This window comes from Agrobacterium sp. RAC06, assembly GCF_001713475.1.
Classification (GTDB): Bacteria; Pseudomonadota; Alphaproteobacteria; order Rhizobiales; family Rhizobiaceae; genus Allorhizobium.
The window spans coordinates 1,292,829-1,318,799 of the sequence record NZ_CP016499.1 but is presented as its reverse complement, the minus strand read 5'-3'; the positions used below and the strand labels follow the sequence as shown (position 1 = coordinate 1,318,799).

Sequence of the window (25,971 nt, the reverse complement as noted above, 5' to 3'; positions counted from 1 at the left end):
TAGCGTCCTTCAGATTTCGTCGCGGAAGAGGGTCAAGAACAGATTGAGCCGCTCGTGCCGCTCCTCAGCCAGCTTTCGGCCGGTCGCCGTCTGGAAGCCGTCGGAGAGCTTCAGGAGCTTGGCCGGAAAGTGGTCGATCGCATAGGAGCGGTCGTCGAGCGGGCGGTTCTCGGCGCTGGGATCGCCGGGGTGGTAGAGGCCGGAACCCATCCGCCCGGCGATGTAGAAACAGCGCGCTACGCCGACCATGCCAATCGCATCCAGCCGGTCGGCATCCTGCAGCATCTTCGCTTCCAGTGTCTCCGGCTTGATGTTGGCGGAAAAGCTATGGGTGAGGATCGCATGCGCCACGGCCTCGATCCTCTCCTTCGGCCAGCCAAGCGCGGCAAGAATGCCACTTGCCTTATCTGCGGCCAGCCGCGAAGCCTGCGACCGGAGTGGCGAGCTCTTCTCGACCGCGACGCAGTCATGTAGCAGAACGGCGGCGGCGAGGATCTCGGCATCTCCACCTTCGCCGGCCTGAATCTTCAGCGCATTCCTGAAGACGCGGTGGATATGGGCAAGGTCGTGCGAGCCATCATCCCCCTCGGTCGCGTGATCGAGGAGAACGGCGGCGAGCGCATCGTGGGGGGCGAAGTCAGAGGCGGTGAGAAGGGCGGTCAAACGTTGGTTCCCCGTTTCGGCTGGCCGCATCTAGCCCCGCAAGGCCAAACTGTTCAACCGCCCTTGATCAGATCCCCGTCGGCGCCTCGTCCTCGTCCACGGCTGGCGATCGGCTCGACTTGCCGCTCAAGATCCTCTGATAGAAGAGCCCGATGCCGATCAGCACGAAGCCGAGACCGATGAACGAAAGTGCCCGTAGCACGCCTTCGAGATTCGCCATGTCGATCAGGAAGACCTTGGCGACTGTCAGGATGACGATGACGGCAGAGGCGATGCGAAGGCTTCTCGCATCGAAGCGCGAGCCGAGCGCCAAAAGCCCGACGCCGATCGCAAGCCAGGCCACCGAATAGCTGTAGGTTTCCGCCTGTTCGAACCCCTTCCAGTAGGCGATGAACTCGCCCTGCCAGAAGCGTCGCACCGACAGTGTCACCCAGGCAAAGCCGAGCAACGCACCGGAAAGTGCCAACAGAATGACATAGGGAAGGGGGCGCTTGTCGCGGGCGTAGAAGGCGAGGCCCGCATAGGCGAGGCCAGGCAGCAGATAGCCGATCAGCAGCAGGTTGATCAGCGGCCAGCTGCCACTGCTCTCGCCAGAAAAATAGGGATTGAGCGCGCCGAGATGCAGGCTGATGGTCTGCGCTATGGCAAGGCCGCCGGCCAACATCGAACCGTAGCGGAAGACGTGGCTTGGTGATTTGACATTGAGCGTCATCAGGATACCGGAGAGACCCACCACCAGCAATGTGTAGATCGACTGTTCACCGAGCGTCGGAGCGGAGGCGTCGAGCACGCCGCCATTCATCGCATGACGGACCAGGATTGCGACCGCCAGCAGGCCAAGAAGGCTGGCCAGGCCCTGAAGCGCGTTGCGAACCCTGAGGCCCGGCCAGTTTCGCATCTGATAGGCCGAGAGAAGCGCCAGCAGTGCCGGAATGCCGTAGCCGGGCAGCAACGGGTTGAACACGGGCGTCCGCGACAGCGCATCCGGCCCGACCAGCGTCGGATCCCAGAAGATGCGGAAGAGTACGCCAACGAGCGCAGCCACCATCACCCAGGGCAGTCCGCTCCACGCCCGTTTGCGGGTCGCCATCAGATAGGTAAAGCCGATGAGCGCCAGCAGGATCGTGGTTACAACGCCGTCGGTCAGGCAATGCAGCGCGAGCACGAAGGCAAAGAAACTGCCGAGAAGCAAGATGTCGACCCCGCGCCGGAAAGCGGGCAGGGCGCCTTGTCGATAGAGATATTCACAGGCTGCGAGCAGCACGGAGCCGAGGCCGAGCGCAAAGAGGCCATGCACCCAGTCCCGCGCATAGGTTCCGTAAAACAGGAAGCTGATGGTCGCGAGCGTCACCGGCAGGACCGCCACGATCACCGCCCAGACCGTTGCGAACAAGGGCTCATCGGCAAAGCGACGGCGGTTCTGGGCAAGACCGATAAAGGCGAAGACGGCGGCAAGCACCAGGAAGATCAGCATGACAGGTCCGCCGAGGCTGACCACGGCCGTTTCCTCCCAGCCGAAGCCGAGCAGCAGGACCTGCGCCTGGGCGATCAAGCCGGACTTTACCACGGCGCCGATCAGGGCGCCCACGGCCGCAAGTACCGTTGGCCAGAAGGCGCCATGGCGCGCACTTCCCGCAGCGGCGAGCGCTGCGACCAGAGCGGCGAAGGCAAAGAGCGGCAAGGAGACCGCCGGTCCGCTGTCCAGCATCACGAGCGCCGGTATTAGCACCGCGAGCGACAGCGTGATGTCGAGCGCAAGCGGACCCCAGGCCATCCGCCGACCAAGGGCATCGAGCGACAGAGGTGTGCCGGGCTCCGCCGGATCTTCACCCTTCACACCCGGCCAGATCAGCATCCAGGCCGCGATCATGGCGATCAGCGACAAGGCAATCGGCGTTATCTCGGCGGAGTCAATGAGTGCCACGAGCGCCCAGAGCCCGAGCAGCACCTGGGCAATCGCCGGCACGATCAGCCAGCCCTTGATCCGCGAGGCGAGCGCCGTCGCGATCTGGGCGACGGTCAGATAGATGAACAGTGTCCAAAGGCTCGGCGCCGTGGTCGAGATCAGAAGCGGCGTCAGCATCGACCCGACAAGCCCGAGCCCGGCCAGAGCCTGCCCATGGAGCAGCGAAAGGCCGAGCACACCGAAGGCGGTGAGCCCGAGGAGCAGGAAGGCGAGAGTGGGGCCGATGAATTCATAGATGCCGTGGGCGGCATAGATCGCCCCGAACAGCGAGACAGCGCCCGCTGCCGTCAGGATGCCCGGCACCATGGCATTGGCATAGAGGGCTTCGGCCTTCGGCAATGCCTTTTGGCGGACCAGTTCGCCGGCGGCGATCAGGAGGAGGCCGAACAGGGCGGCAAGCGTCAGTCGCACGCCAGGGCCGAGCAGACCGCTTTCGATCGAATAACGGACGAGGAAGACCCCGCCGAGCGCCAGAGCCAGTCCGCCGGCCCAGACGGCCCAACGTGCGCCGAGCAGATTTTCCAGGCTCTCTGCGGGTGCGGCGGCGGTGGCTCTGCTGCTGGCCGCCGTGGTGAGGGCGGCAGCGTTTTCTTCCGGCAACGAGGCTGGTGCGCTTTGATACGGCGCTCCATCGAGTGCTGCCGCCTCCGCAACCAGGGTCTCTGCGGACGTCTCCGGAAGGACGATCTCAACCGGCTCTTCCGGGCCCACCTGAATGGCAGATGGCGTTGCTGTCGCTCCGCTCACCTTGAGCAGCCGCTCGCGGACCTCCCCGAGTTCCCTCTCAAGGCGGTCGATACGTTTGGCGGCGCCCCGGTTGATGACAAAGAGAACGCCGATCAGGATCAGCGGCAACAGTTCGAACATTTGGCCTCACAGAGCCGTGCCTCAAGGAGCCGCCAAACTAACGGTTTTCTCGATCAGGGAAAGCGTTTCTCATCACGCCGCGGTCATGGCCGACCTTGCGAGGCGCGAAGACGGGGTTAAAACCTCCCTTGCAATCGAGGGCGAAACTTTCTACATCCGCAGTACCGGCGATCGCCGGTTTTCTTTGGCGCTTGTTATGCTCAAATTGAGCATAAATAATGGAGGAGATGGCCATGGAAGCGCAGCACCCGGTGCAAACCACCCGCACGTCCCGCACGGCAGCCGAGCGTTTTGGCGTCTGGGAGCGCCCGGATCTCACCTATACGCCGGCCATAGCCAGGGAGACCGAGCACCTCTACGAGCGTGTCCGCGATTTCATCCCCGCGATCGAGTGGCCCATTTTTGCGCCTTACATCCATGCGATCAACCGGCTGAAAAAGGAACGCGGCGCGGTCATCCTGGCGCACAACTACCAGACGCCGGAGATCTTCCACTGCGTCGCCGACATCAAGGGCGATTCGCTACAACTCGCCCGCGATGCCGTCAGCGTCGATGCCGAGATCATCGTCCAATGCGGTGTGCATTTCATGGCCGAGACCTCGAAGCTCCTCAATCCACAAAAGACCGTGCTGATCCCCGACGGCCGCGCCGGTTGCTCGCTGTCGGAATCGATCACCGGTGCCGATGTCCGCCTGCTGCGTGAGCGTTATCCCGGCGTGCCCGTCGTCACCTATGTCAACACCTCCGCCGACGTGAAGGCTGAAACCGACATTTGCTGCACCTCGGCCAATGCCGTCGACGTGGTCAACAGTTTCGACAGCGACACCGTGCTCTGCATCCCCGACGAATATCTGGCGATGAACGTCGCCAACCAGACGAGCAAGAAGATCCTCACCTGGAAGGGCCATTGCGAAGTGCATGAGCGCTTCACGGCCGACGAACTTCTGGAATACAAGCGCGCCGATCCGCGCATCGAAATCGTCGCCCATCCGGAATGCCATCCGAGCGTGCTTGCCGTCTCGGACTATGCCGGGTCGACCAAGGGGATGATCGACTACGTCAAGACGAAGCGCCCCGCCCGTGTGCTGCTCGTTACCGAATGCTCTATGGCCTCGAATATCCAGGTCGAGGTGCCCGAAGTCGACTTCGTCAAACCCTGCAATCTCTGTCCGCACATGAAGCGCATCACCCTGCCGAAGATCCTCGACAGCCTGCTCTTCATGACCGAGGAAGTGACGGTTGATCCGGCGATTGCCGGCCGCGCACGGCTTGCCGTGGAGCGGATGATCAATCTGAAGAATTGAATACCGGCCGGCCGGGGAGGGCTGAATGCCAACCAATCTTGAATCCATGCGGCCGCAATCCTGGCAGGGCATCGACGATATCGTCATCGTCGGTGGTGGCCTGGCTGGCCTCTTTTGCGCGCTGAAACTGGCGCCACGCCCCGTCACGGTGCTGGCCGCCGCCCCGATCGGGCAGGGCGCGTCGTCGGCCTGGGCGCAAGGCGGCATTGCTGCCGCCATGAGCCCCGGCGACAGTTTCGACAAGCATCTGGCCGATACGGTCTCAGCCGGTGCCGGGCTGGTCGAGGAGAAGATGGCGCGGCTGATGATCTCGGAGGGGCCGGATCGGGTGCATGATCTGCTCGCCTATGGCGTGCCCTTCGACCGCGATCTGGAAGGCCATCTTCTTCTGTCGCGAGAGGCCGCCCATTCCGAGCGTCGGATCGTCCGCGTGGCCGGTGACAGGGCGGGTGGCGCGATCATGGAGGCGCTGATCTCGGCTGTCCGCCGCACGCCGTCGATCCGCGTGATGGAAGGTTATGTGGTCGAGGAACTGATTGCCGAAGGTCGCTTCGTCTCCGGCGTCATCGCAAGGCCTGATGCCGGCCAGTCGAAGACGCGCGTCGCCTTTCCTGCGCGTGCGGTGGTGCTCTGCTCCGGTGGCGTCGGTCATCTCTATTCTGTGACCACCAACCCGGCCGAAGCGCGCGGCACGGGCGTCGGCATGGCGGCGAAGGCCGGCGCCATGATCGCCGATCCGGAATTTGTCCAGTTCCACCCGACGGCCATCGATATCGGCCAGGACCCGGCGCCGCTCGCGACCGAGGCCCTGCGCGGCGATGGCGCTGTGCTCGTAAATGCGGCCGGCCATCGTTTCATGACCGATCTGCATGTGGACGCGGAGCTTGCACCGCGTGACATCGTGGCCCGCGGCGTCTTTGCCGAAGTGGCGGCCGGCCGCGGCGCCTTCCTCGATTGCACCAAGGCGATCGGCAAGGATTTTGCCAAACGCTTTCCGACCGTCTTTGCCTCCTGCATCGCCGCCGGCATCGATCCGGTGAGCCAGCCCATTCCGGTGGTCCCGGCGGTGCATTATCACATGGGCGGCGTGCTCGTGGATGCCGATGGCCGCACCTCGCTGGATGGCCTATGGGCAGCGGGAGAGGTGACCTCGAGCGGCGTGCATGGCGCAAACCGTCTCGCCTCCAATTCGCTTCTCGAAGCCGTCGTCTTTGCCGGTCGGATCGCCGAATCGATCAAGGGCATGCTGCCGGAATCGGCCCTTTACGAATGGGGCACGAGCGCCGGCGAAAACGATGACCTCGTCACTGTCGAAGACAGCCCCGAGCTCAAGGACCTGCGCGGTCTGATGAGCCGCCATGCGGGCGTCATCAGAGACGAGGCGGGGCTGAAGGTGCTGATCCGTGAACTGGTGGCTCTGGAGCGCAAGCGCCCGCGCGTGCGCTTCTCCAACATCACGGCGACCGCCAAGCTGATTGCCGTTGGCGCCTATCTGCGCAGGGAAAGCCGTGGCGCCCATACGCGCGCTGATCATCCGCATCCTGAGGAAGCGCAGCGTCATCGCACCTATCTGACGCTGAAAGATGCCGACCGCATTGCCGCCGAACTGGCCGGCTGAGGAGACCACGCCGATGACCACGAGCTTTCGCCCTCAGCTTTCGCCCCTGATGATCGAGGACCTCGTCCGCAACGCACTCCTTGAAGATCTGGGCCGTGCCGGGGATATCACCACCTATGCGACGATCGGGCCGGAGAAGACGGCGGTGGCCGATCTGAACAGTCGCGAAGACGGCGTCGTCGCCGGACTGCCGCTGGCGGAAGCGGCCTTTCGCCTGATCGATCCGTCCTTGCGCTTCGAAGCCTTTGTGGCCGATGGCGATACGGTAGCGCCGGGGCAGGCGATCGCCCGCGTTTCCGGCAACGCCCGGTCGGTCCTGTCGGCCGAGCGCGTCGCGCTGAACTTCCTCATGCATCTCTCGGGCGTGGCCAGCTACACGGCACGCTTTGCAGCCGAGATCACCCATACCAAGGCGCGGGTGACCTGCACCCGCAAGACACTGCCGGGGCTAAGGGCTGTGGAGAAATACGCGGTGCGTCTGGGTGGCGGTTCGAACCACCGCTTCGGGCTCGACGATGCGATCCTGATCAAGGACAACCACATTGCCGTCGCCGGTGGCGTCGCCTCCGCGGTCCATGCCGCGCGCGCCTATGCCGGCCACCTCGTGAAGATCGAAGTTGAGGTTGATGGTCTGGAGCAGATGCGCGAAGCACTCGGCGCACGACCGGATGTGATCCTGCTCGACAACATGGGGCCGGATCTGCTGCGCGAGGCGGTCGCGATCAATCGCGGGCATCATGGCCTGGGCCTGGCTGACTACGCCTCGGATGTCCGGCGCGTGGTCCTCGAAGCCTCGGGGAACGTCAACCTGCAGACGATTCGACCGATCGCCGAGACGGGTGTCGACTATATCTCGACCTCGAAGATCACCATGGCAGCCCCGACACTCGACATCGGCCTCGACATCTCGCTCCGCTGAACTCACGACAAAGTTTGCGGATTGTTTTGCGGTGCAGCACGCACTGGGATCCCGCGCGCACTGGAAAACCCATGTGTGCCAAGGCCTTGCTGATATATCAGCATTTGCTTCGCTAGTTATTACCCGTGATTCCTGGTTTTTGACCGCCAAAACCGAATCCCCTAGCCCTTTGTCATGCATACAGTTTGTATCGCATCGGGGTAATGCAGACGGAACGACGACTGTGTAAGGGGCAAGTATGACGACGACACTTTTGAAGCCGGACAGCGCACCCCTGGGCAGGGATGCCCGCCATGATGCTTCGATACCTGCATCTTTTACTAAAAATGATCTAGCAATCGCTTGTGACGGACGTCACTCCGACACGACATCTGCTCGCGACGATATTTCCCCTGTGCGTTCAACGCTTGTGACGCAAAAGTCCGTGTCCGGCTCTGAACAGGTGCAGGCGGACCCGGAAGCCGAGACCACTGCGGGCATGACCGAGGACGACACTGTCAGCGTGCTGGAAGTGCTTGCCGAAATGCAGCGTATCATCGACCGGCACCTCGAAAAGACTGCAGGGCAGCAGAGCGAAAGCTGACCCCGCTGCCTCTCATTTCAAAACCTGGGTTGCACCTGTGGCGGCAGGTGACGCTCAGGCTTCCTTCGCCCGAGCGTCGACGAAGCGTTCGGGTAGGGCGACCATTTGCGGCGAGCCGTGATAGGTCACCTGCGGGAACGGGATGGAAATCCCGTTCTCGTCGAAGGACTTCTTCACCTTCTTGATCATCTCGCGTGACGTCGACCAGAAGTCTGAAGCCGCCGTCCAGTACCACAGCGTAATGACCACCGCGCTGTCGCCCAGCTGGTCGACATGGGTGGAGATGGCCGGATCCTTCAGCACCCGTGCATCCGCCTCCGCGTGATCGCGCATGATCTCCTCGGCCAGGTCGATGTCGTCATTGTAATCGATGCCCACCTTCAGTTCGAAACGTCGGGTTGGAAGACGGCTGAAATTGGTTATCGGCACATTCCACAGCGTCGAATTGGGCGCGAGCCGGTATAGGCCATCAGGCGTCTTCAGCTCCGTGGCGAACAGTCCGATCTCGACGATGGTCCCCGATATCGAGCCCGTATCGATGTATTCGCCGACGCGAAATGGACGCAGCACCAAAAGCATGATGCCGGCGGCAATGTTCTGCAGCGTGCCCTGCAGCGCAAGGCCGATGGCAAGACCGGCCGCACCCAGCGCTGCGATGATCGAGGCGGTCTGGACGCCGAACTGGCCAAGCACGGTGACGAAGACGAGAATGAGGGCGCCGTAGCGCACGACATTGGCAAAGAAGCGCGCCAGCGTCTCGTCGATGCCGCGCACGCGCATGAGACCGGCATGGGTCCACCGGCTGAGAAGGGCGGCAAGCCACCAGCCGATGAACAGGAGAAGAAGCGCTCCGACGATAGAGAAGGAATACTGGACGGCAAGCTGGCTTGCCTGCGCCAGTGCTGCCTGTGTCGCGAGGATCGCTTCGTTCGTATCCAAATCCATGCCGTACTGCTCCTTGGGCTATTGATGTCCAAGGCCTAGATGGGGCAGGGGGAGGCGAGGTCAACCGCTGGTCCGGCCTCCGACCTTCAGGCCTGGAGCCGGACGCTCTTCGAGCACCTGGCGACGGAAGCGGAAGAGTGCCGCCGGCCGGCCACCGGTGGCGGCCTGTGTCGACCCCGTCGCTTCGACCAGTTCGGCGCCTTCGACCAGACGCCGAAAATTCTGCTTGTGCACGTGGTGCCCGGCAATCGCCTCGACCGTGCCCTGCAGTTCGGTGAGGGTGAACTCCGGCGGCATCAGTTCGAAGATGACAGGCCGATACTTGATCTTGCTGCGCAACCGGGCAAGCGCCGTCGCGGCGATCCGCCGGTGGTCATGGCGCATCGGCCGCCCCAGGGTGACCCCCGTTTGGCATCGCTCGACGCGCCCGTCCTGCACGGCTTCTTCGACCAGCCCTGCCTCGTAGAGAAGCTCGTAGCGCTCCAGCACATGTTCCTCGTCGAAGGGGAAGTCATCGAGACCAAAAGCAAGTCGCAGCCGTGAGCGGCGCGAGGCGGCCGACGCCTCTTCTGCCCATGCGGTCAGCGCTGGCAGGATGACACGGTCCAAGAGAGCCGGTCGCCCCTGCCGCCAGTCCTCCCAGGGAAGATATCCGTACCAGTCACGCCACCGGGCTCCGGACAGTTCCAGCCGTGCATCGCCGTCGGTGTCGAGCCTCGTCAGCGCGAGATAGCCGACCGACACGATATGCGGCCCCTGATCGCCGGGCATCTTGTGGCGGCCGCGATCCCCGAAGGTATAGAGCTGCTCGATGTAGCCCAGTTCGAGCGCCGTTTGTGCTTCGACGGTATGCCGAAGCGACATTTCCATCGTCCGGTGCCGGTTTGGATCGAAGGGGCCGAAGGGCAGCGCATCAAGTGCGTTGCCGTCCTCTCCGACCACGAGCAGGCGTGGGGTGCGGGCGTTGATGGCGACGATCGCGGCATTGAGCCCGATCTCGATCTCCGCCGGTGCCGTCATGACTGGATGGGTTCCCTTGAGGGAAGCGGCAATACAAACGGAGTGTTGCCGTCGGCATCGGTGCCCCGCCCCAGCGCCTTCACCGCCTTCGCGAAGCGTCCGCCACGACCGAGCATCTCGTCGCCGATCTCCACCAGCCGCATGTTGGGCGTGGCAAAGGACGAGGCTTCGCGCAAACGCTTCGCCAGCGCGTCGTCGTCATCGTCGGGAGCAACCGCAAGGCTTGCGATCATCGCCGCTGCCGGGGACCGCGACACGCCCATCCAGCAGTGAACGACAAGCGGCTGGGTCTGATCCCAGGCCTTTGCGAAACCGATGATCTCGGCGACATGTGCTTCCTGCGGCGCGATCAGATCGCCGGTCCCGGCAAAGCTGATGTCGTTCATCGCAAGCTTCAGATGCCGCTCGGCCTGGATCACCGCCGGCCGGTGAAAATCCTGATTGGCAGCGAGCAGGCTGATCATTTCGCGCGCCTTGTGACGCACAGCCATCTCGGCAATTCGGGCGAGCGGTGAAACGACGATGACGCTCATGCGCTGGCCCAGGTCGTCGACTGCCTGCCGGCCTCGATCTCCTCGAAGCGTTCGAGGAACTTTGCCTGTGCCTGATAGGCGGGCAGCGGTTCGATCAGGATCGTGTCGCGGGTGAAGCCCTTGGGCTGGCCGAACAGCTTGCGGGCTTCGGCCTCGGCGAAGCCGGCGAGCACGGTTGCCTCGAAATAGGCAGAGATCATGTCGGCTTTCTTGATCAGGTCCTTCAGCGCCGCTTTCGGATGGGCAGGCAGGCCGAAGCGCAAATGGATGGCCGCCTCCAGGCGTTTTTCCACGACCTTGTAGCCGCCACCGACGACGGCCTTGAACGGCGAGATCATGTCGCCGATGACATATTCAGGCCCGTCGTGCAGCAGCGCGACCATCAGATCGTCGGCCGTGGCTTTTGGATTTGAGCGGCGGAAGATGTCCTCGACGATCAGGCTGTGCTGGGCAACGGAAAAGGCATGATCGCCGGAGGTTTGCCCGTTCCAGCGTGCGACACGGGCAAGCCCATGGGCGATATCGGTGATCTCGACATCAAGCGGCGAGGGGTCGAGCAGGTCGAGACGCCGACCGGAGAGCATGCGTTGCCAGGCACGGGCGGAGGGCAGAGCGGCAGCCGAACCCATGTCAGGCCTCCTCGGCCGAGCTGGGGAACGTCAGTCCCGTCCAGCCGGGAAGGGCAACCGATACCGGCACGTCACCGACAAGAATTGGCTCGCCGGCTGCCATGGCTTCGCCGGCCTTGTCGATGCGGACAATCGCAAGCCCGCGCTCGCCTGCGACGGTGCCGAGCGCGCCGATCGTCTTGCCGGCAATGGTGATCTCTGAGCCGGACGCGGGAAGCGGCGCTTCGCCAGAGACGATTACCACGCGCCGCCGTGCGGTCGAGCGATGCTGCATGCGCGACACCACTTCCTGACCGACATAACATCCCTTGCGGAAGGAGACACCAGCCGACTTGTCGAAGAGAATGTCGTGCGGAAAGGCATCCTGAAGCGCGTAGTCCTGCCCCGATTCCGGCACGCCGTGGAGAATGCGAAGCGCATCGTAAGCGCCCCGGTCGCCAGCACCATCGATCCGGCCCGGTTGGCGGCGAACCTCGGTTCCGGCGAGCGCGAATCGATGATCGGCGGCGCCGTCGCTGGCCTCGCCCCAGATGACCGTCGCCCCCGTTTCCGGCAGCGTCTCGATCGTCACGGCAGCGCGCAGCTTGTACATCGTCATGCGCTTGACGAAGGCTTCCAACTGATCGGCGCGGATATCGATCAGGAAACCGTCATCGCTGCGGGAGATCAGGAAATCATAGAAGATCTTGCCCTGTGGCGTCAGAAGCGCGCCTGGACGCCACTCATGGGCCGCAAGTGCCCCGAGATCGGTGGTGATCAGATTCTGCAGAAAGTGCTCGGCATCCGCCCCCGTTATTCGGACAAAGGCGCGATCGGGCAGGAAGGCTGAGGGCATGGGGTCCACCGGGCTGTTTCGATGCCGACTGAGTTAGGCGCTGCCAGTCTAGACGACAAGCAGTTCCGATCACAGCCCACAGTTTGGCCGACAATCTGGATCGTGGTCAGTCGCCGACGGAGAGGAACTTCCAGCGGCCGTCGGGTGTGATGCCGACGCGGAAGAAGTTGTAATTGCCGTATTCCTGCATCTCCGCGACGTCACCGGCCGTCACGATGCGCAGCAGTTCGACCTTCTCCTGCGGCGTCAGCAGGCCAAGCGATTTTCCGACGAAATAGGGCCAGACATAGGCCTCGTCCGCCGTGCCCTTGTCGAGTTGCACGAAGCCGGTGGAGAAAATATCGAGCAGGATCGCCAGGATCTCGACGCCGTCGCTATCGCCGGAGATCGCCTTCAGCGCCTCGATCGGGTCCTGGTCCGGCGCTTGAAGCGGCACGACAGTCTGGTCCGGACCAGGGTTCATCAGCGGCTTCAGCTTCGAGATGTCACCAGTCTTTGCGGCCTCAATGATGAGTTCGCGCATCCGTCGCACGGGTTCCGGCGCCTTCTCGATGTCATAGATGACTTCGGCCGGCGGACCGGCGGGCTCGACGCGCTCGGCATCTTCGACCTGTTCCGGCTCAGGTGAACGGATCAGCGGATCCGGATCGGGGATCACCGGGATCGAATCCTCGATGACATCAAGTTCATCGCTCGACGGCGGCTCTGACGATTCGGCGGCAGGCGGCGTGATATCCTTGATGTCGGAGAGGGCGAAGGCAGGCAGAGCCGTCACCGTGGAGGCAAGCATGAGCGTCAGCGCGCTCGTCAAGCGGAGGAGCCTGACCCGCGACGAGATCATCATTGTGTCCCTCGATTGCTGTCTTACTGAAGCTGGCGTTCGGGCGAGAATTCGCCGGCGAGCAGCCGGGCCTTGAGCGCGTCGAGAACAGCCTCGGCGCCATGTTCGCCATGAATGCGGATGGTCTCGCGCATCGCCAACGCAAAGGACGCCTCGGCGATGATCTCGGGCTCGATTCCGTCGGCCATGCCGTCTGCCCAGGCCTCGTTCTGGTATTCCAGCGCAGCCTGCATCTTCTCGTGAACGATCATCTCGTCGATTTCGTTGCGGCGCGGTTCCATGGGCATTCCTCGAAGCACTTACTCAGTCCTTAACGACCCTATCAGCCTTTTGCCAAAACGACACGGGGGCAGACCAAAAGAGGTGAATTAATCGTTAATTTCCGAAACGTGCGGTAATTTCTGTGGCAAGTGTTGCGCCTTCGATACGGTAATTCTGCTCTGCACGAACTGCGGCCGGCGTGCAAGAGGTATAGACGGAGGCGAAAGAACGGTAGCCTCGGTTGTAGGCAGCCGTCATCCGTGCCCGGCGCTTCGGCTCGGCGCGCGTTTCGGCGTCCAGCAGGCCCTGCAACGACTGACGCCATTCCGGTTCCCCATCCGCCTTGCAGAGATTGCGCAGGTAGTGAACGGCTCCGATGATCTCCGAAAGCCGCGCGAGACGGTCATCGTAGGGCGTCGGCTTCTCGGTGTCTGCCACGGGCGGAACGATGGCCTCAGTGCTGCCCTGCGCAGCCACCGGGCCGGCGATTGCCAGAAGAACTGCTGCGAGGAGGAGGGACTTCGTTATCTTCCTCATGCTGCACCCTCGCGCGGGGTCGCTGACGACAGGCGCAGGATGCAGTCGCGCACGCTCTCGGGGATGGGAAGCTCAAGCACTTCCTCCGGAAGAAACCAGCCTGCCTCTAGCGCGTCGCTTCTAGCTTCCGCTTCGCCCGTCGCATCGGCTTCCACCTGGAACACAGAAAGCAGGAAATGGCTGCCCGCGACGCCGGCCTCCGGCAGAAGCTCGACCGTCTCGAATAGACGCGGATTACGCCCGACGATCCCGGTTTCCTCGAACAGCTCCCTGAGTGCCGTTTCCTCCGGCATCTCGCCCGGCTCGGCGCGCCCCCCCGGAAAGGCAAAGAGATCCGCCGCCGGCGGATTGCCGCGCCGGACAAGGAGATAACGCCCGGCCCGCTCGACGATGGCGGAAGAGGCGAGGCGAGGCATGCTCATGAACTGGAAACTCCGGTCGAAAGATCGCACCGCGGCGACGAAGCAGTATGCCCCGATTATCGCGGGCTTTGCCGCCCCCTGCAAGCATCGCGTCACGCCTTGACCCTGGCGGGTGGGACTGCCATCTACGTCACATGTGCGGACGTTTTGCCCTGACTGCGAGCCCGGAAGAAGTGGCGGAGATACTCGGCGTGATGGAGCTCGAGGGCTTTCCGCCGCGCTACAATATCGCGCCGACGCAGCCGATCCTCGTGGCGGTGGCGTCCCCGCCTGCGGAGCCCGGTTCGAACCGGCCGGATCGCATGGCGGTGCTGGTGCGCTGGGGCCTCATCCCGTCCTGGGTCAAGGACCCCAAGGAATTCACATTGCTGATCAATGCCCGTTCCGAAACGGCAAACGAGAAGGCATCCTTTCGCGCGGCGATGCGGCACCGGCGTATTCTGGTTCCAGCCTCCGGCTTCTACGAATGGCACCGGCCGCCAAAGGAGAGCGGCGAAAAGCTGCAGGCCTACTGGATCCGCCCGAGGAACGGCGGGATCGTCTGTTTCGGCGGGCTGATGGAAACCTACATGTCGAAGGACGGCTCCGAGCTCGATACTGGCTGTATCCTCACGGTCGGCGCAAACAAAGCCATCGGCGAGATCCATGACCGTATGCCCGTGGTGATCCAGCCGCAGGATTTCAGCCGCTGGCTCGATTGCCGCCATGGTGAGCCGCGCGATGTGGCAGATCTTCTGCAGCCCGCAGCGGAGGACTATTTCGAGGCGATCCCGGTGTCCGACCTCGTCAACAAGGTCGCCAATGTGGGTCCGGAACTCCAGACCCCAGTTGCGCTCCAGCCGAAAAAACAAAAGCCCATCGCGGACAAGTCCGGCGACGGGCAGATGAGCCTGTTCTAGGCAATTTCCGGGACGGGAAGCGAGCTTCCCATGCACAGAATTGCGGTCTTCCTGAAAGCCTTCAGGCGATCTTCGGTGCCACCTTGGGCTTCAGCATGAGAGCTGCAGCGAGAACGGCCTTGAGGCCGACTGGGCGGTACTTCGCGGCGAGATTCTCGTTTGCCGGCTTCTGCTGCTCGGCTTGATTCTCAGTCGTCATCATCATGTTCCTTGGAGTGTTTCCTGACCGGTGTTTTTTGTTTGCGGCTCTCTCTGCGGAGATCATGACAAAAGCGTGGCCGTTGCTGTGACACAAATCAAATTTGAAGAAAAAGAGTAGATATGGAGAGCCCCGCGCAAGCTTTTCGGCTTGGCGGGGCTCAAAAATACTTCAAGCTTGAACGAAAATGCCGGTCAGACGCCCCGATCGATCTCCGAAAGCCCCTTTTCCGCTGATTCTTCGCCAATGGTCAGCGTGCCGTAGCGACGGTGCCAGTTTCGGGCGCCGAACGGCAGCGAGCAGAGATAGAGAAGAACGCTGACAACCAGCACTTCCCAGGTGAAGCTCATCAGAAGCGCCACATAGAGCACGACGCCGAGAATCATCGGCAGAACCAAATCGCGGCGGATGTGGCTCGTCTCCGACTTGCCCGACCAGACCGGCAGGCGGCTGACGAGGAGATAGCCGATGACGACGGTATAGGCAGTGCTGGCATAGGCGAAGATGCCGACCGGTGCCACGCCGAGAAAGCCGAGATAGACCGGGAGCAGCACGAGGGCAGCACCCGCAGGTGCCGGTACGCCGACAAAGAACTCCGACTGCCAGGGTGCCTTGGTCTCGCGCTCGTCCATTACGTTGAAGCGCGCGAGCCGAAGCCCGGCAGCGATGGCGTAGATCAGAGCGGCGATCCAGCCGAGCGAACGGGCCTGGTCGAGCACGAAGACATAGAGAACGAGAGCAGGCGCCACGCCGAAATTGATGATGTCGGCGAGCGAATCCATCTGCGCGCCGAATTTCGACGTCGCCTTCATCATCCGCGCGACGCGGCCGTCGATGCCGTCGAGAAAGGCGGCGGCCAGAACCATGGCGACCGCCAATTCATAGCGGTTTTCGAAGGCCAGCCGGATCCCGGTCAAGCCCGCGCAGATCGCGAGCACAGTGATCAGATTGGGAATGATCAGCCGGAGAGGAATTTCGCGGAGCCTCGGGCCGCGCGCACCCGTATCAGTCTGGGTGCTGCTGCGTAATTCGGTCGAGGGGGTCTGATCGTCCATCAATATCTCCTCAGCTGCGACGGCTGATGACCGGGCCCTTGGTCGAGCCGAACTCGGCAATCACGGTCTCGCCAGCAATCGCGGTCTGGCCAAGCGAAACACGCGGCTCGGCACCCGCCGGCAGGAAGACATCGAGTCGCGAGCCGAAGCGGATCAGGCCGAAGCGTTCACCGGCATCCAGCGGCTCGTTCATGTTCGTCCAGCAGATGATCCGGCGGGCAACGAGGCCGGCGATCTGAACGACGCCGATTGCACCATGCTTGGTGTCGATGACGAGGCCGTTGCGCTCGTTGTCGGTGCTTGCCTTGTCCAGTTCGGCATTCAGGAACTGGCCTTCCTTATAGGCGATTGTCGTCACCCGGCCGCGCATCGGTGCCCGGTTCACATGGCAGTTGAAGACATTCATGAAAACCGTGATGCGCAGCATCGGCTCGGTGCCGAGATTGAGTTCCTGCGGCGGAACGACCATCTGTACCGACGAAACGCGGCCGTCGGCCGGGCTGATGACCAGATCGTCGTCCTGCGGTGTGACGCGCTCGGGATCGCGGAAGAAGTAGGCGCACCAGAGGGTGAGGATCAGGCCGATCCAGAAAAGCGGATCCCAGATCCAGCCGAGCACCAGCGATGCAACGAAGAAGGCGGCAACGAAAGGATAGCCTTCCTTGTGCACGGGCACGATCGTCTTGCGGATGGTTTCGAACAGATCCATGGGGTCCTCGGTCTTTGAATTGTGTCGCCCGTGACTACTCTGAAAGCCGCAGATGGGCAATGCCGCCGGTCAAATCAAGGCGCGCTAAAGCACATGTGACAATCCACACCTGGCCCAAAAAAAAGCTCAATTGCTCATGAGCCTGGCGAGACTTTATAAATAACTGCACCCTAAAAAAGGGGTGTTGGATTTAAGCAGGATCCGGAATGCGGTGCCGTTTTCGGAGCCGTCCGGGCAAGGGATGACCGTTGCAGCTCGCCAGGCAAATTGAACCGGATTCGGACACGGTAACGCTCGCCACGATATCCTGGCATTCCTCTCGCGGACTGCCGCCGCCAGCTTTGATCGCGTCGCTGTCGCCGTCTCGCATCGCGGCTCCGGAGGCACTGCGAGCCTCGTCGCTTTGCTTCCTTGATTGCGCTGACAAGGGCTTGATCGCCCAGGTTGTTCGGCTCCGTGAGATCTGCGGCGATCGCCTTTACCTGGTCGCGGTGACCGGATCGGCGACATCAGAGTTTCAGGCGGAACTCTTCGACGCGGGGGTGGACGACCTTCTCATGGAGGAGGGCACCCCACAGCTGCTGCGCTGCCTCTTGCGCGCCAAGCGTCACCTCACCCTGCTGCAGACGCATGAAAAGACGCTCGCCGCGCTGCAGGACAAGCTCGATGCCTGGCAGGACGGCTTGGACCATCTGCCGACGCCGATATACCTGAAAGACGTTGGCGGCCGGTATCTTGGCTGCAACACGGCGTTCAGCCATTTCGTCGGCACGGAACGCGACCGCGTCATTGGTCACACACTCGCCGATTTTCTCCCGCCGGATGTTGCCGAAGCACATCGGGAATCGGATCTCGAAGTGATGCGCAGGGGCGGCGCCATCAGGCTCGAGACAGATGTCTGCGTTCCCGACACGGGCGTACGTCACATCATGCTGCACAAGGCCTGTGTCGCCTCTCCCGAAGGCGGCCTGCGCGGCATTGCAGGTGTGCTGATCGACATTACAGAACGCAAGGAACTCGAGTCACGCCTGACCGCAGCTGCCGAACGCGATCCGCTGACCAATGCCTACAACCGCCGCAAGTTCTTCCAGGTAGCGGGTTCCGCAATCGAGACGGCGAATGAAGGTGAGCGGAGCTTCGCCGTGGCCGTCATCGACATCGACCACTTCAAGTCGATCAACGACGAGCTGGGGCATGGCGAGGGAGACGTAACCCTCTGTTCGATTGTCGACACCCTGCGGGCCCATGAGGAGGAGGGAGTTCTGATTGCACGTGCCGGAGGGGAAGAGTTCTTTGCCTTCTTCACTGGCGACAATGCGTCTCAGGCCGCTGCCATCCTCGAGCGGATGCGGGCCGATATCGCTCGCTACTGCGCGGTAGTGACCGGCATAGGCACGGTCGGCACCATCAGCATCGGCCTTGCCGATTTCGATCCGCTGCAGGAGACGATCGACCACGCGCTGCGGCGGGCCGATCTCGCCCTGTATCGGGCCAAGCGCGATGGGCGCAATCGGCTATGCCGGGCGGACTGATCGTCCTCTGTCGCTGACCAGCCGCGTCAGACGGCTGGCGGGCGCCGGACAACGACGCCGAGTTCGTCGCTTTCGCGCACCTGCCGAAGCATTTCCTCTGCCTGCGTCGCCTCCCGCTGACGGTTCCACATCGAGGCATAGAGGCCGTCCTGGGCCAGAAGCTCGCTATGGCTTCCGCGTTCGGCGATTTCGCCGCCCTTCAGAACGATGATCTCGTCTGCTGCAACGACGGTCGAGAGACGGTGAGCGATGACAAGCGTCGTGCGGTTCTTCGAGACGATGTCGAGGGCAGACTGGATCTCGTGCTCTGTGGTCGTATCGAGCGCCGAGGTCGCCTCGTCGAGGATCAGGATCGGCGGCGCCTTGAGAACCGTGCGGGCAATCGCCACACGCTGCTTTTCGCCGCCTGACAGCTTAAGCCCGCGTTCACCGACCTTGGTGTCGAAGCCATCGGGCAGGTCCTTGATGAAGTTCGAGATCTGCGCGATTTCTGCCGCCTGGACGATGTCATCTTCCGCAGCGCCCGGTCGGCCATAGCGGATGTTGTAGGCGATGGTATCGTTGAACAGTACGGTATCCTGCGGCACCATGCCGATGGCCGCGCGCAGCGATTTCTGCGTGATGTCCCTCACGTCCTGTCCATCTATGGTGATCGAGCCCTGCTGCACATCGTAGAAGCGATAGAGCAGGCGGGAAATGGTGGACTTGCCGGCACCCGACGGCCCGACCACGGCCACCGTCTTGCCGGCCGGGACCTCGAAGGAGACGCCTTTGAGGATCGGTCGCTCAGGGTCGTAGTGGAAATGCACGTCCTTGAAGGCGATGGCGCCCTGCGCAATGACGAGCGGCTTGGCGGCGGGGCTGTCCACCACTTCGGCTTCGACTTGGAGGAGATCGAACATCTGTTCGATATCGGTCAGACCCTGGCGGATTTCGCGGTAGACGAAGCCGATGAAGTTGAGCGGGATCGACAGCTGCATCAGCATGGCGTTGACGAAGACGAAGTCGCCGATCGTCTGTTCGCCGCGCTGCACGGCAAGCGCCGACATCACCATGATGATCGCGGTGCCCACGCCAAAGATCAGTCCCTGGCCGAAGTTCAGCCAGCCGAGCGAGGTCCAGACCTGGGTCGCGGACTTCTCGTATTTCGCCATCGAGGCATCGAAGCGCTTGGCCTCCATCTCCTCGTTGCCGAAATATTTGACCGTCTCGAAGTTGAGAAGCGAGTCGATCGCCTTGGTGTTGGCATCCGTGTCGCTGTCGTTCATCGCGCGGCGAATGCCGATGCGCCAGTCGGAGGCGCGGATGGTGAACCAGATATAGGCCCAGACGGTGAAGGCGGTGACGCCGAGATAGGAGAAGCCGTAGGTCCACCAGAAGATTGCGGCCGTCAGGATGAACTCGATCAACGTCGGGATCGAATTGAGAATGGTGAAGCGGACGATCGTCTCGATGCCCTTCGTGCCGCGCTCGATGATGCGCGAAAGCCCGCCCGTCTTGCGCTCCAGGTGGAAGCGCAGCGACAGCTGATGCATATGCACGAAAGTCTTGTAGGCGAGCTGGCGCACCGCATGCTGACCGACGCTGGCAAACAGCGCGTCGCGCAGCTGGTTGAGGCCGACCTGCAGGATGCGGGTGAGATTGTAGAAGATGACGAGCGCGACTGCCCCGAGGAGGAAGGTCGGCAGCAGGCCTGCCATGTCCAGCCGCCCATCGAGCGCATCGGTCGCCCATTTGAAGAAATAGGGGACGAGGATCAGGACGAATTTCGAGATGATCAGGAAGACGGTCGCCCAGACGACCCGCATCTTGAGGTCGAAGCGGTCCGCCGGCCACATATAGGGCCAGAGGTTGACGAGGGTCTGCATCGGGTTGCCGTCGTCGGCCGATACCGTCTTCTTCTTCGCCTCTGCCATCCCCGACCCTCTCACTTGTATCAAGATCAAAAAGCGGCGACCCCTCGGAGGAGTCGCCGCTATCACTCAATTAGGTTCCAGTTCGCGCGAATACAATAACGGAACTGTGAAAGCTCAGTTCACCGCCTCGCCGCGCAGACGTTTGCGGTGGATTTCTTCCGCATTGGGAAGCGCATCGCGCGGCACCATGAAGATCTGGCCGGGCTCGATCATATCAGGATTGTTGATCTGGTTCTCGTTGGCGAGATAGATGGTGGTGTAGCGGACACCCTGACCGTAGACCCGTCGCGAAATCTGCCAGAGCGTGTCGCCGCGGCGGATGATGACGCTGCTGTCGCTCTGTTCGAGCGGCGCCTGCTGGATGGTTTTCGGCTCGCCGGAGGCCGCCGCCGTTTCCGGGGCAGGCGAGCTTGACGCAACACCGGCCTCCGGCTGTGCGGCCGGTGCTTGTGCAGCAGGAGCAGGTGCCGGATCGTTGAGGAGATCACGGATCAGCGCGACGAGCTGCGGTAAGGCGGCGCCCAATGCGTCCACATTGCCGTTTGGAATCGGCTGCAAGAGCGCGAGCGCCTCCCGTGCCTTGGCGGCGTGGCTGCTAAAGGCGGCTGCAAGTTCAGGACCAACATTCGGAGACGGACGGAAGCCGATGATCGACTGCAATCCGATTTCCGTTGCAGACCGCGCCGCTGCCGCCTGCTCCAGCGCCGGCTTCTGACCGTTGGCGAACAGGTTTTCCAGGATCGTCACAGCCTTGGTCAACGAGATCCTGAGACGCTCGAATTCCGCCTGTTCGGGGCTCGTCGGCGAAGACTCCGCGCCCGCTCCCGTCTGGGCAACGACGGAGACCTGCTCGCCGGCGGGACGCTCGAACGGCACCGAGGCGCGTAAGACAACCTTGCCGGCGGAATCCAGCAGTTCAACCTCGATGATGTGGTTGCCGACGTCGAGCTTCATCTCGCCTTCAATGACGAAATTACCATTCCCGTCACTCACAGCCTCACCGATGGCGGCCTTGTTTGCGAAGCCGCGAACCGTGGCTCCGGCGCGTGCCTTTCCGGCGACGAAAATACGATCGCCTTCGATCTCCACAGCTGTGACTTGGACCTCGGTTGCGCCGGGAAGGGCGGCGGGTTCTTCGGCCACCGGTTCCGATGCGGATGCTGCAGCCGTGTCGGTCATGCCGGGCATGGCAGGTGCCGAGCCGGCAAGCTCGGTCGCCGCAGCAGGAAGGTCGGGCAGGGTGACGCCACCAGCCTGTGTGGCAGGTGCTGCAGCCGGCGTGGCGGTATCAGTTGCTGCTGCCGGCTGGCTTGCCAATGCCGCAGCATTTTCGGAACCGGGAAGCGTGATCAACCGGCTCGCCTCGCCAGGCTTAGACACCATGGCCAGGAGCTCGCCCTTGCCACCTTCGGGTACGGAAATCGTCGCAACCTCTTCCGAGGTGACGACCTTGCCGTCGGGAGCGGTGGCGCGGATCTGCAGCGCGTGGTCGCCGGGCGGCAGCGGCTGATCAAGCACGGCGGCGAAATCGCCGGTGCCGTCGACCGTCTGCGAGGAAATGACCTGGTCACCATTGAGGATCTCGACGGTGGCGCCGGGCACGGCATTGCCAGCAATGACCGTGGAGCCATCTGGCTCTACGCGAAGGACGTCGAAGCGCGGAGCGACGTCCGCCAGCGTCTCGGCGACCGGAGCAGGGGTGGTGACCGGCTTGCCGAGCAGCGCATCCTTGATCGAGGCGACGAGGCCGGCGGCCTTTGCCGGATCAGCCGGCAGCTGCTGAAGCATCTCCAGAGCCCGCGCAGCATCGGCCTGTACCGTCTTGATCCCATCCATGATCGTCGCATCGAGGCCTTCTGGGATCTCGATCGAAGAGAGAGCCTGCAGGGCACCCTGAGCCAGTGTCTTGGCGGCGGTATAGGCTTCGATGCCCGGCGTGCGGCCGTCGGCAAACAGCGCCGAGATGCCATCGACGGCCTTTTCCGCCTCGGCCTTCAGGCGATCCATCTTCTGGCTCGCGGTCGCAGCGGCATCGGCGACTGCAGTCTCGGCGGTGGCCTTAGCCTCATCCGCTGCCGATTTCACGGCATCAGCGGCAGCATTCACGGTCGGCAGATCCCCCACCGGTGAGTTGAGCCGCGGCATGATGACAAAGACCATCAGCAGGCTGACGATGGCAAGGACGATCAGGACCACCCAGAGGGCACGGTTCTTCATTTCTCAAGTCTCCCGGCGGAACAGCCGCCATTCCCTTGGAATTGCTAGCGTCAACCTGATGAATCGACAAGCGGCGATGGATCAATCCACCCGGCTGGACAGGGGTTTTCAGCCAATTTTGTTGACCTTGGTCAGCGCAGACTGTTTTTTGCTTCGCATGAGCGAACAGAAAACCCCGATTCGATCCGTCTGCGTCTATTGTGGCTCCCAGCCCGGACGCGATCCCGACTTCATGGAAGCCGGCCGCAATTTCGGTCGAGCGCTGGCCGAAAACAACCTCCGCCTCGTCTATGGCGGTGGCACCAAGGGCATCATGGGGGCAGTTGCCTCGGGCGTGCTCTCGGCCGGCGGTCATGTCACCGGCATCATACCCGAATTTCTCGTCGATATGGAAGCGACGCGCCATTCGCTCGGCCAACTCAACGAATTGATCATCACCAAGGACATGCATGAGCGCAAGCACGCCATGTTCGAGCGCTCTGACGCCTTCGTGACGCTGCCCGGCGGTATCGGCACGCTGGAGGAGATTGTCGAGATCATGACCTGGGGCCAGCTCGGCCGTCATGCCAAGCCGATGGTCTTTGCCAATGTGAACGACTTCTGGAAGCCCATGCTGGAGTTGATCGACCACATGTCGGCCTCCGGCTTCATCCACACGGCCCATCTCGTGCGGCCGCTGGTCATCGACCGGATCGAGGATATCGTGCCGGCGATCGAAACGCGCTGGGCCGAGACCGAGGCGCCTGAAGGCGACCCGGAAACGATTTCCAAGCTCTGAACTTGAGTACTGATCAGCGCTGCCGAAGCATCGGCAGCGTATAGATCACGAGAGCTGCCCAGATCAGCGGGAAGGCGACGGCCTTGGCGGCGCTGAAGGGTTCGTTGAAGACGAAGACGGCGGTGATGAAGATCATCGATGGCGCGATATACTGCATGATTCCGATGGTCGAGAGGCGCAACAGCTTGGCGCCGTTGGCATAAAGGATCAGCGGCACTGCCGTCACCAGCCCCGCCGAGGCGAGCAGGACCGTATCGGTCGTGTTGCCCATCAGGAAATGTCCGCCGCCCTCAAGGTTGAGATAGACCAGATAGCCGAGCGCGATCGGCGACAGCAGCAGCACTTCCAGCAGGAAACCCTGGTTCGGTCCGATCGGCAGCGTCTTGCGGAAGAAGGCATAGAAGCCCCAGGAAAAGGTGAGCGCCAGCGCCACCACCGGCAGCCGGCCCGCTTCGACAGTCAGGATCACGACGGCGAGCACGACGAGTGCCAAGGCCGCAATCTGCGTGCGCTTCAGCTTTTCCTTCAAGATTACCGCGCCCATCAGGATCGAGAAAAGCGGGTTGATGAAATAGCCGAGCGCGGTGTCCAGTGCATGGCCGGCCCCGATTGCCCAGACATAGATGCCCCAGTTGACGCTGATCAGGGTTGCGGTGACGGCGGCCATGCCGAGCATCTTCGGGTTTCTGATCGCCTTCTTCAAATCGTCGGTGCGCTTGAGGATGATCAAGAGCAGGCCGGCAACCGGGATCGACCAGAGGATGCGATGCGCGATCACCTCTGCCGGCGAGATATGCGCGAGCGCCTTCATGTAGAGCGGCAGGAAGCCCCACAGCAGATAGGCCGAGAGCGCAAAGAGAAAGCCGTTCAGGCTGTCCCGGTTCTCGGCAGGAGCGGAGACGTCGGCCATGGTGTTTCCTGACTTTTGTTATGCTTGGAAACGGGATTACGCCTGCAAGGTTGCAGGCGCCAATTCATTTCTGTGAAGCATCGTTCAGGCAGACCGATCGTTTGGGCGCGGCCGATCTCACTCCGCCGCGATCTGCCCCGCCAGTTCGCGGTTCTTCATCAGCTTGTAGACGATACTGTCCATCAGCGCCTGGAAGGAGGCGTCTATGATGTTCTCGGACACGCCGACCGTCCACCAGCGGGCGCCGGTGGCATCGGTGGACTCGATGAGAACGCGCGTGATGGCCTCTGTGCCGCCGTTGAGGATACGGACCTTGTAGTCCGCCAGCTCGAGGTCGAGAATTTCCGCCTGGTACTTGCCGAGATCCTTGCGCAGCGCGATGTCGAGCGCGTTGACCGGACCATCGCCTTCCGCAACCGACATCACCATTTCGCCATCGACCAGCACCTTCACGACGGCTTCAGACACTGTCTTCAGCTTGCCGTGGCTATCGAAGCGCCGCTCGACCATGACGCGGAAGCTTTCAACCGCGAAGAAATTAGGCACGGTGCCGAGCGTCTTCAGCGCCAGAAGCTCGAAGCTCGCATCGGCCCCCTCATAGGCATAGCCCGAGGCCTCGCGTTCCTTGACGACGGAAATCAGCGTTTCGAGCTTCGGATCATCCTTGGCAACCGTGATGCCGCGACGCTTCAGCTCGTTGAGGAAGTTCGCCTTGCCGCCCTGATCCGACACCATGACCTTGCGGAAATTGCCGACGCTTTCGGGCTCGACGTGCTCATAGGTCTTCGGGTCCTTGAGCAGCGCCGAGGCATGGATGCCAGCCTTGGTGGCAAAGGCCGAGCCGCCGACATAAGGCGACTGGTGGTTAGGGGAGCGATTGAGCAACTCGTCGAAGGCGCGCGACAGGCGGGTCAGGCCGACGAGCTTTTCCCGGTCGATCGAGGTTTCGAAGCGCGACGCATAGGTCTCCTTGAGACAGAGCGTGGGGATGATCGTGACGAGATCCGCATTGCCGCAACGTTCGCCGATGCCGTTCAGCGTCCCCTGGATCTGCCGCACGCCTGCCTCGACGGCGGCGAGCGAATTTGCAACCGCCTGGCCGGTGTCGTTATGCGCGTGGATGCCGAGCGAAGAACCGGGGATGCCGGAGGCAATCACCGCCGAGACGATCTCGCGGATCTCCGGCGGCTGGGTGCCGCCATTGGTATCGCAGAGCACCACCCAGCGGGCGCCGGCGTCGTAAGCCTCCTTCGCGCAGGCAATAGCATAGTCCGGATTGGCCTTGTAGCCGTCGAAGAAATGCTCGCAGTCGACCATGGAAAGCTTGCCCGCTTCGACCACGGCCTTGACGCTATCGCGGATGCTTTCGAGGTTTTCCTCGTTGGTGCAGCCGAGCGCCACCTTCACATGATAGTCCCAGCTCTTGGCGACCAGACAGACGGCATCCGCCTTGGATTGGATAAGCTGGCTGAGGCCCGGATCGTTGGAGGCGGAGATGCCTGCACGCTTGGTCATGCCGAAAGCGACGAAGCCGCCCTTTTGCGTGCGCTTCCTGGAAAAGAAGGTCGTGTCCGTCGGGTTTGCCCCGGGATAACCGCCCTCGATGAAGTCGATGCCGAACTCGTCCAGCATGGCCGCAATCGCGATCTTGTCCTCGACGGAAAAATCAATCCCCGGCGTCTGCTGGCCATCGCGGAGCGTCGTGTCGAACAGAGTGATCTTTTCAAGCGTCATGCTGTTGTCCTCAGGCAACTCGGTGATCTCACTTCCTCTCCCCGCTTGCGGAGAGAGGGTAGGGTGAGGGGCAATCTTT

At 62.5% G+C, this 25,971-nt stretch carries 26 protein-coding genes; 7 read left to right on the top strand and 19 right to left on the bottom strand.

Annotation, left to right across the window (positions count from 1 at the left end):
- Positions 1-9: 9 nt before the first annotated feature.
- The 3 genes from BSY240_RS06340 to BSY240_RS23925 are packed head-to-tail and all read right to left on the bottom strand — an operon-like array spanning position 10 to position 3,731.
- Complete coding sequence (locus tag BSY240_RS06340) at positions 10-693, bottom strand: HD domain-containing protein (RefSeq protein WP_069041750.1); 684 nt, start codon at positions 691-693, stop codon at positions 10-12.
- Between the two features lie 37 nt (positions 694-730).
- Complete coding sequence (locus BSY240_RS06335) at positions 731-3,496, bottom strand: DUF2339 domain-containing protein (RefSeq protein WP_069041749.1); 2,766 nt, start codon at positions 3,494-3,496, stop codon at positions 731-733.
- Between the two features lie 37 nt (positions 3,497-3,533).
- Entirely contained in the window at positions 3,534-3,731 is a 198-nt protein-coding gene (locus tag BSY240_RS23925) for a hypothetical protein (protein WP_150127413.1), read from the bottom strand.
- Between BSY240_RS23925 and nadA the strand changes: the two genes are divergently transcribed.
- From nadA to BSY240_RS23920, 4 genes are all read left to right on the top strand, one after another.
- The gene (gene nadA / locus BSY240_RS06330; RefSeq protein ID WP_069043850.1) at positions 3,730-4,800 is read left to right on the top strand and encodes a quinolinate synthase NadA; all 1,071 of its coding nucleotides are present in this window, start codon (positions 3,730-3,732) and stop codon (positions 4,798-4,800) included. The genes BSY240_RS23925 and nadA overlap by 2 nt on opposite strands.
- Positions 4,801-4,825: 25 nt before the next feature.
- Positions 4,826-6,418, top strand: a complete 1,593-nt coding sequence (locus tag BSY240_RS06325; RefSeq protein ID WP_069041748.1) for an L-aspartate oxidase — start codon at positions 4,826-4,828, stop codon at positions 6,416-6,418.
- Positions 6,419-6,431: 13 nt separating this feature from the next.
- Entirely contained in the window at positions 6,432-7,337 is a 906-nt protein-coding gene (gene nadC / locus BSY240_RS06320) for a carboxylating nicotinate-nucleotide diphosphorylase (protein WP_069043849.1), read from the top strand.
- A gap of 238 nt (positions 7,338-7,575) precedes the next feature.
- On the top strand, positions 7,576-7,920 hold the full coding sequence (locus BSY240_RS23920) for a hypothetical protein (RefSeq protein ID WP_150127410.1): 345 nt from the start codon (positions 7,576-7,578) through the stop codon (positions 7,918-7,920).
- A 54-nt stretch (positions 7,921-7,974) separates the two neighbouring features.
- Here the strand turns inward: BSY240_RS23920 and BSY240_RS06310 are convergent, their stop codons facing one another.
- The 9 genes from BSY240_RS06310 to BSY240_RS06270 form a co-directional block, all read right to left on the bottom strand.
- Positions 7,975-8,865 carry a mechanosensitive ion channel family protein gene (locus tag BSY240_RS06310; RefSeq protein ID WP_069041746.1) on the bottom strand — a complete coding sequence of 297 codons (891 nt, stop codon included), beginning with the start codon at positions 8,863-8,865 and terminating at the stop codon, positions 7,975-7,977.
- Between the two features lie 60 nt (positions 8,866-8,925).
- Entirely contained in the window at positions 8,926-9,885 is a 960-nt protein-coding gene (locus BSY240_RS06305) for an NUDIX hydrolase (RefSeq protein WP_069041745.1), read from the bottom strand.
- Positions 9,882-10,418 (bottom strand): tyrosine phosphatase family protein, encoded by a 537-nt coding sequence (locus BSY240_RS06300; protein WP_069041744.1) that lies wholly within the window; start codon positions 10,416-10,418, stop codon positions 9,882-9,884. Before BSY240_RS06300 ends, BSY240_RS06305 begins: the two co-directional genes overlap by 4 nt.
- The gene (locus tag BSY240_RS06295) at positions 10,415-11,047 is read right to left on the bottom strand and encodes an HD family hydrolase (RefSeq protein WP_069041743.1); all 633 of its coding nucleotides are present in this window, start codon (positions 11,045-11,047) and stop codon (positions 10,415-10,417) included. The genes BSY240_RS06300 and BSY240_RS06295 overlap by 4 nt, the downstream gene beginning before the upstream one ends.
- Position 11,048: 1 nt before the next feature.
- The gene (gene ygfZ, locus BSY240_RS06290) at positions 11,049-11,882 is read right to left on the bottom strand and encodes a CAF17-like 4Fe-4S cluster assembly/insertion protein YgfZ (protein ID WP_069041742.1); all 834 of its coding nucleotides are present in this window, start codon (positions 11,880-11,882) and stop codon (positions 11,049-11,051) included.
- Between the two features lie 106 nt (positions 11,883-11,988).
- Positions 11,989-12,726: a hypothetical protein gene (locus BSY240_RS06285; protein ID WP_069041741.1), complete on the bottom strand. Its 738-nt coding sequence runs from the start codon at positions 12,724-12,726 to the stop codon at positions 11,989-11,991.
- 20 nt (positions 12,727-12,746) lie between these two features.
- Positions 12,747-13,004, bottom strand: coding sequence for a hypothetical protein (locus BSY240_RS06280; RefSeq protein WP_054150473.1), 258 nt, complete (start codon positions 13,002-13,004; stop codon positions 12,747-12,749).
- Between the two features lie 94 nt (positions 13,005-13,098).
- Positions 13,099-13,521 (bottom strand): TIGR02301 family protein, encoded by a 423-nt coding sequence (locus BSY240_RS06275; RefSeq protein WP_069041740.1) that lies wholly within the window; start codon positions 13,519-13,521, stop codon positions 13,099-13,101.
- The gene (locus BSY240_RS06270) at positions 13,518-13,943 is read right to left on the bottom strand and encodes an NUDIX hydrolase (protein WP_054150475.1); all 426 of its coding nucleotides are present in this window, start codon (positions 13,941-13,943) and stop codon (positions 13,518-13,520) included. Before BSY240_RS06270 ends, BSY240_RS06275 begins: the two co-directional genes overlap by 4 nt.
- Positions 13,944-14,077: 134 nt before the next feature.
- Between BSY240_RS06270 and BSY240_RS06265 the strand changes: the two genes are divergently transcribed.
- On the top strand, positions 14,078-14,842 hold the full coding sequence (locus tag BSY240_RS06265; protein WP_069041739.1) for an SOS response-associated peptidase: 765 nt from the start codon (positions 14,078-14,080) through the stop codon (positions 14,840-14,842).
- A 61-nt stretch (positions 14,843-14,903) separates the two neighbouring features.
- Here the strand turns inward: BSY240_RS06265 and BSY240_RS24090 are convergent, their stop codons facing one another.
- The 3 genes from BSY240_RS24090 to BSY240_RS06255 all read right to left on the bottom strand — a co-directional run bounded on the left by BSY240_RS24090 (position 14,904) and on the right by BSY240_RS06255 (position 16,805).
- Positions 14,904-15,041 (bottom strand): hypothetical protein, encoded by a 138-nt coding sequence (locus BSY240_RS24090; RefSeq protein WP_171901533.1) that lies wholly within the window; start codon positions 15,039-15,041, stop codon positions 14,904-14,906.
- A gap of 194 nt (positions 15,042-15,235) precedes the next feature.
- A complete protein-coding gene (gene pssA, locus BSY240_RS06260) occupies positions 15,236-16,096 on the bottom strand; it encodes a CDP-diacylglycerol--serine O-phosphatidyltransferase (protein ID WP_054150477.1) in 861 nt (286 codons plus the stop codon).
- A 10-nt stretch (positions 16,097-16,106) separates the two neighbouring features.
- Positions 16,107-16,805: a phosphatidylserine decarboxylase gene (locus tag BSY240_RS06255; protein WP_054150478.1), complete on the bottom strand. Its 699-nt coding sequence runs from the start codon at positions 16,803-16,805 to the stop codon at positions 16,107-16,109.
- Between the two features lie 431 nt (positions 16,806-17,236).
- On the opposite strand from BSY240_RS06255, the gene BSY240_RS06250 reads away from it, so the two are divergent.
- Positions 17,237-18,337, top strand: a complete 1,101-nt coding sequence (locus tag BSY240_RS06250) for a GGDEF domain-containing protein (RefSeq protein WP_150127409.1) — start codon at positions 17,237-17,239, stop codon at positions 18,335-18,337.
- Between the two features lie 26 nt (positions 18,338-18,363).
- Here BSY240_RS06250 and BSY240_RS06245 read toward each other — a convergent pair whose 3' ends face one another.
- Positions 18,364-20,253 (bottom strand): ABCB family ABC transporter ATP-binding protein/permease, encoded by a 1,890-nt coding sequence (locus BSY240_RS06245; protein ID WP_054150480.1) that lies wholly within the window; start codon positions 20,251-20,253, stop codon positions 18,364-18,366.
- Between the two features lie 114 nt (positions 20,254-20,367).
- Positions 20,368-22,470 carry an Ig-like domain-containing protein gene (locus tag BSY240_RS06240; RefSeq protein WP_069041737.1) on the bottom strand — a complete coding sequence of 701 codons (2,103 nt, stop codon included), beginning with the start codon at positions 22,468-22,470 and terminating at the stop codon, positions 20,368-20,370.
- A 157-nt stretch (positions 22,471-22,627) separates the two neighbouring features.
- On the opposite strand from BSY240_RS06240, the gene BSY240_RS06235 reads away from it, so the two are divergent.
- Entirely contained in the window at positions 22,628-23,248 is a 621-nt protein-coding gene (locus BSY240_RS06235) for a TIGR00730 family Rossman fold protein (RefSeq protein WP_069043848.1), read from the top strand.
- Positions 23,249-23,261: 13 nt separating this feature from the next.
- Here BSY240_RS06235 and rarD read toward each other — a convergent pair whose 3' ends face one another.
- Positions 23,262-24,158 (bottom strand): EamA family transporter RarD, encoded by an 897-nt coding sequence (gene rarD, locus BSY240_RS06230; protein WP_069041736.1) that lies wholly within the window; start codon positions 24,156-24,158, stop codon positions 23,262-23,264.
- A 117-nt stretch (positions 24,159-24,275) separates the two neighbouring features.
- The gene (cimA, locus tag BSY240_RS06225; RefSeq protein WP_069041735.1) at positions 24,276-25,892 is read right to left on the bottom strand and encodes a citramalate synthase; all 1,617 of its coding nucleotides are present in this window, start codon (positions 25,890-25,892) and stop codon (positions 24,276-24,278) included.
- Positions 25,893-25,971 lie beyond the last annotated feature (79 nt).

Coding starts and splice junctions, on each gene's coding strand:
- BSY240_RS06340 (WP_069041750.1), bottom strand. CDS start 693: ATGCGGCCAGCCGAAACGGGGAACCAACGTTTGACCGCCCTTCTCACC.
- BSY240_RS06335 (WP_069041749.1), bottom strand. CDS start 3,496: ATGTTCGAACTGTTGCCGCTGATCCTGATCGGCGTTCTCTTTGTCATC.
- nadA (WP_069043850.1), top strand. CDS start 3,730: ATGGAAGCGCAGCACCCGGTGCAAACCACCCGCACGTCCCGCACGGCA.
- BSY240_RS23925 (WP_150127413.1), bottom strand. CDS start 3,731: ATGGCCATCTCCTCCATTATTTATGCTCAATTTGAGCATAACAAGCGC.
- BSY240_RS06325 (WP_069041748.1), top strand. CDS start 4,826: ATGCCAACCAATCTTGAATCCATGCGGCCGCAATCCTGGCAGGGCATC.
- nadC (WP_069043849.1), top strand. CDS start 6,432: ATGACCACGAGCTTTCGCCCTCAGCTTTCGCCCCTGATGATCGAGGAC.
- BSY240_RS23920 (WP_150127410.1), top strand. CDS start 7,576: ATGACGACGACACTTTTGAAGCCGGACAGCGCACCCCTGGGCAGGGAT.
- BSY240_RS06310 (WP_069041746.1), bottom strand. CDS start 8,865: ATGGATTTGGATACGAACGAAGCGATCCTCGCGACACAGGCAGCACTG.
- BSY240_RS06305 (WP_069041745.1), bottom strand. CDS start 9,885: ATGACGGCACCGGCGGAGATCGAGATCGGGCTCAATGCCGCGATCGTC.
- BSY240_RS06300 (WP_069041744.1), bottom strand. CDS start 10,418: ATGAGCGTCATCGTCGTTTCACCGCTCGCCCGAATTGCCGAGATGGCT.
- BSY240_RS06295 (WP_069041743.1), bottom strand. CDS start 11,047: ATGGGTTCGGCTGCCGCTCTGCCCTCCGCCCGTGCCTGGCAACGCATG.
- ygfZ (WP_069041742.1), bottom strand. CDS start 11,882: ATGCCCTCAGCCTTCCTGCCCGATCGCGCCTTTGTCCGAATAACGGGG.
- BSY240_RS06285 (WP_069041741.1), bottom strand. CDS start 12,726: ATGATGATCTCGTCGCGGGTCAGGCTCCTCCGCTTGACGAGCGCGCTG.
- BSY240_RS06280 (WP_054150473.1), bottom strand. CDS start 13,004: ATGGAACCGCGCCGCAACGAAATCGACGAGATGATCGTTCACGAGAAG.
- BSY240_RS06275 (WP_069041740.1), bottom strand. CDS start 13,521: ATGAGGAAGATAACGAAGTCCCTCCTCCTCGCAGCAGTTCTTCTGGCA.
- BSY240_RS06270 (WP_054150475.1), bottom strand. CDS start 13,943: ATGAGCATGCCTCGCCTCGCCTCTTCCGCCATCGTCGAGCGGGCCGGG.
- BSY240_RS06265 (WP_069041739.1), top strand. CDS start 14,078: ATGTGCGGACGTTTTGCCCTGACTGCGAGCCCGGAAGAAGTGGCGGAG.
- BSY240_RS24090 (WP_171901533.1), bottom strand. CDS start 15,041: ATGACGACTGAGAATCAAGCCGAGCAGCAGAAGCCGGCAAACGAGAAT.
- pssA (WP_054150477.1), bottom strand. CDS start 16,096: ATGGACGATCAGACCCCCTCGACCGAATTACGCAGCAGCACCCAGACT.
- BSY240_RS06255 (WP_054150478.1), bottom strand. CDS start 16,805: ATGGATCTGTTCGAAACCATCCGCAAGACGATCGTGCCCGTGCACAAG.
- BSY240_RS06245 (WP_054150480.1), bottom strand. CDS start 20,253: ATGGCAGAGGCGAAGAAGAAGACGGTATCGGCCGACGACGGCAACCCG.
- BSY240_RS06240 (WP_069041737.1), bottom strand. CDS start 22,470: ATGAAGAACCGTGCCCTCTGGGTGGTCCTGATCGTCCTTGCCATCGTC.
- BSY240_RS06235 (WP_069043848.1), top strand. CDS start 22,628: ATGAGCGAACAGAAAACCCCGATTCGATCCGTCTGCGTCTATTGTGGC.
- rarD (WP_069041736.1), bottom strand. CDS start 24,158: ATGGCCGACGTCTCCGCTCCTGCCGAGAACCGGGACAGCCTGAACGGC.
- cimA (WP_069041735.1), bottom strand. CDS start 25,892: ATGACGCTTGAAAAGATCACTCTGTTCGACACGACGCTCCGCGATGGC.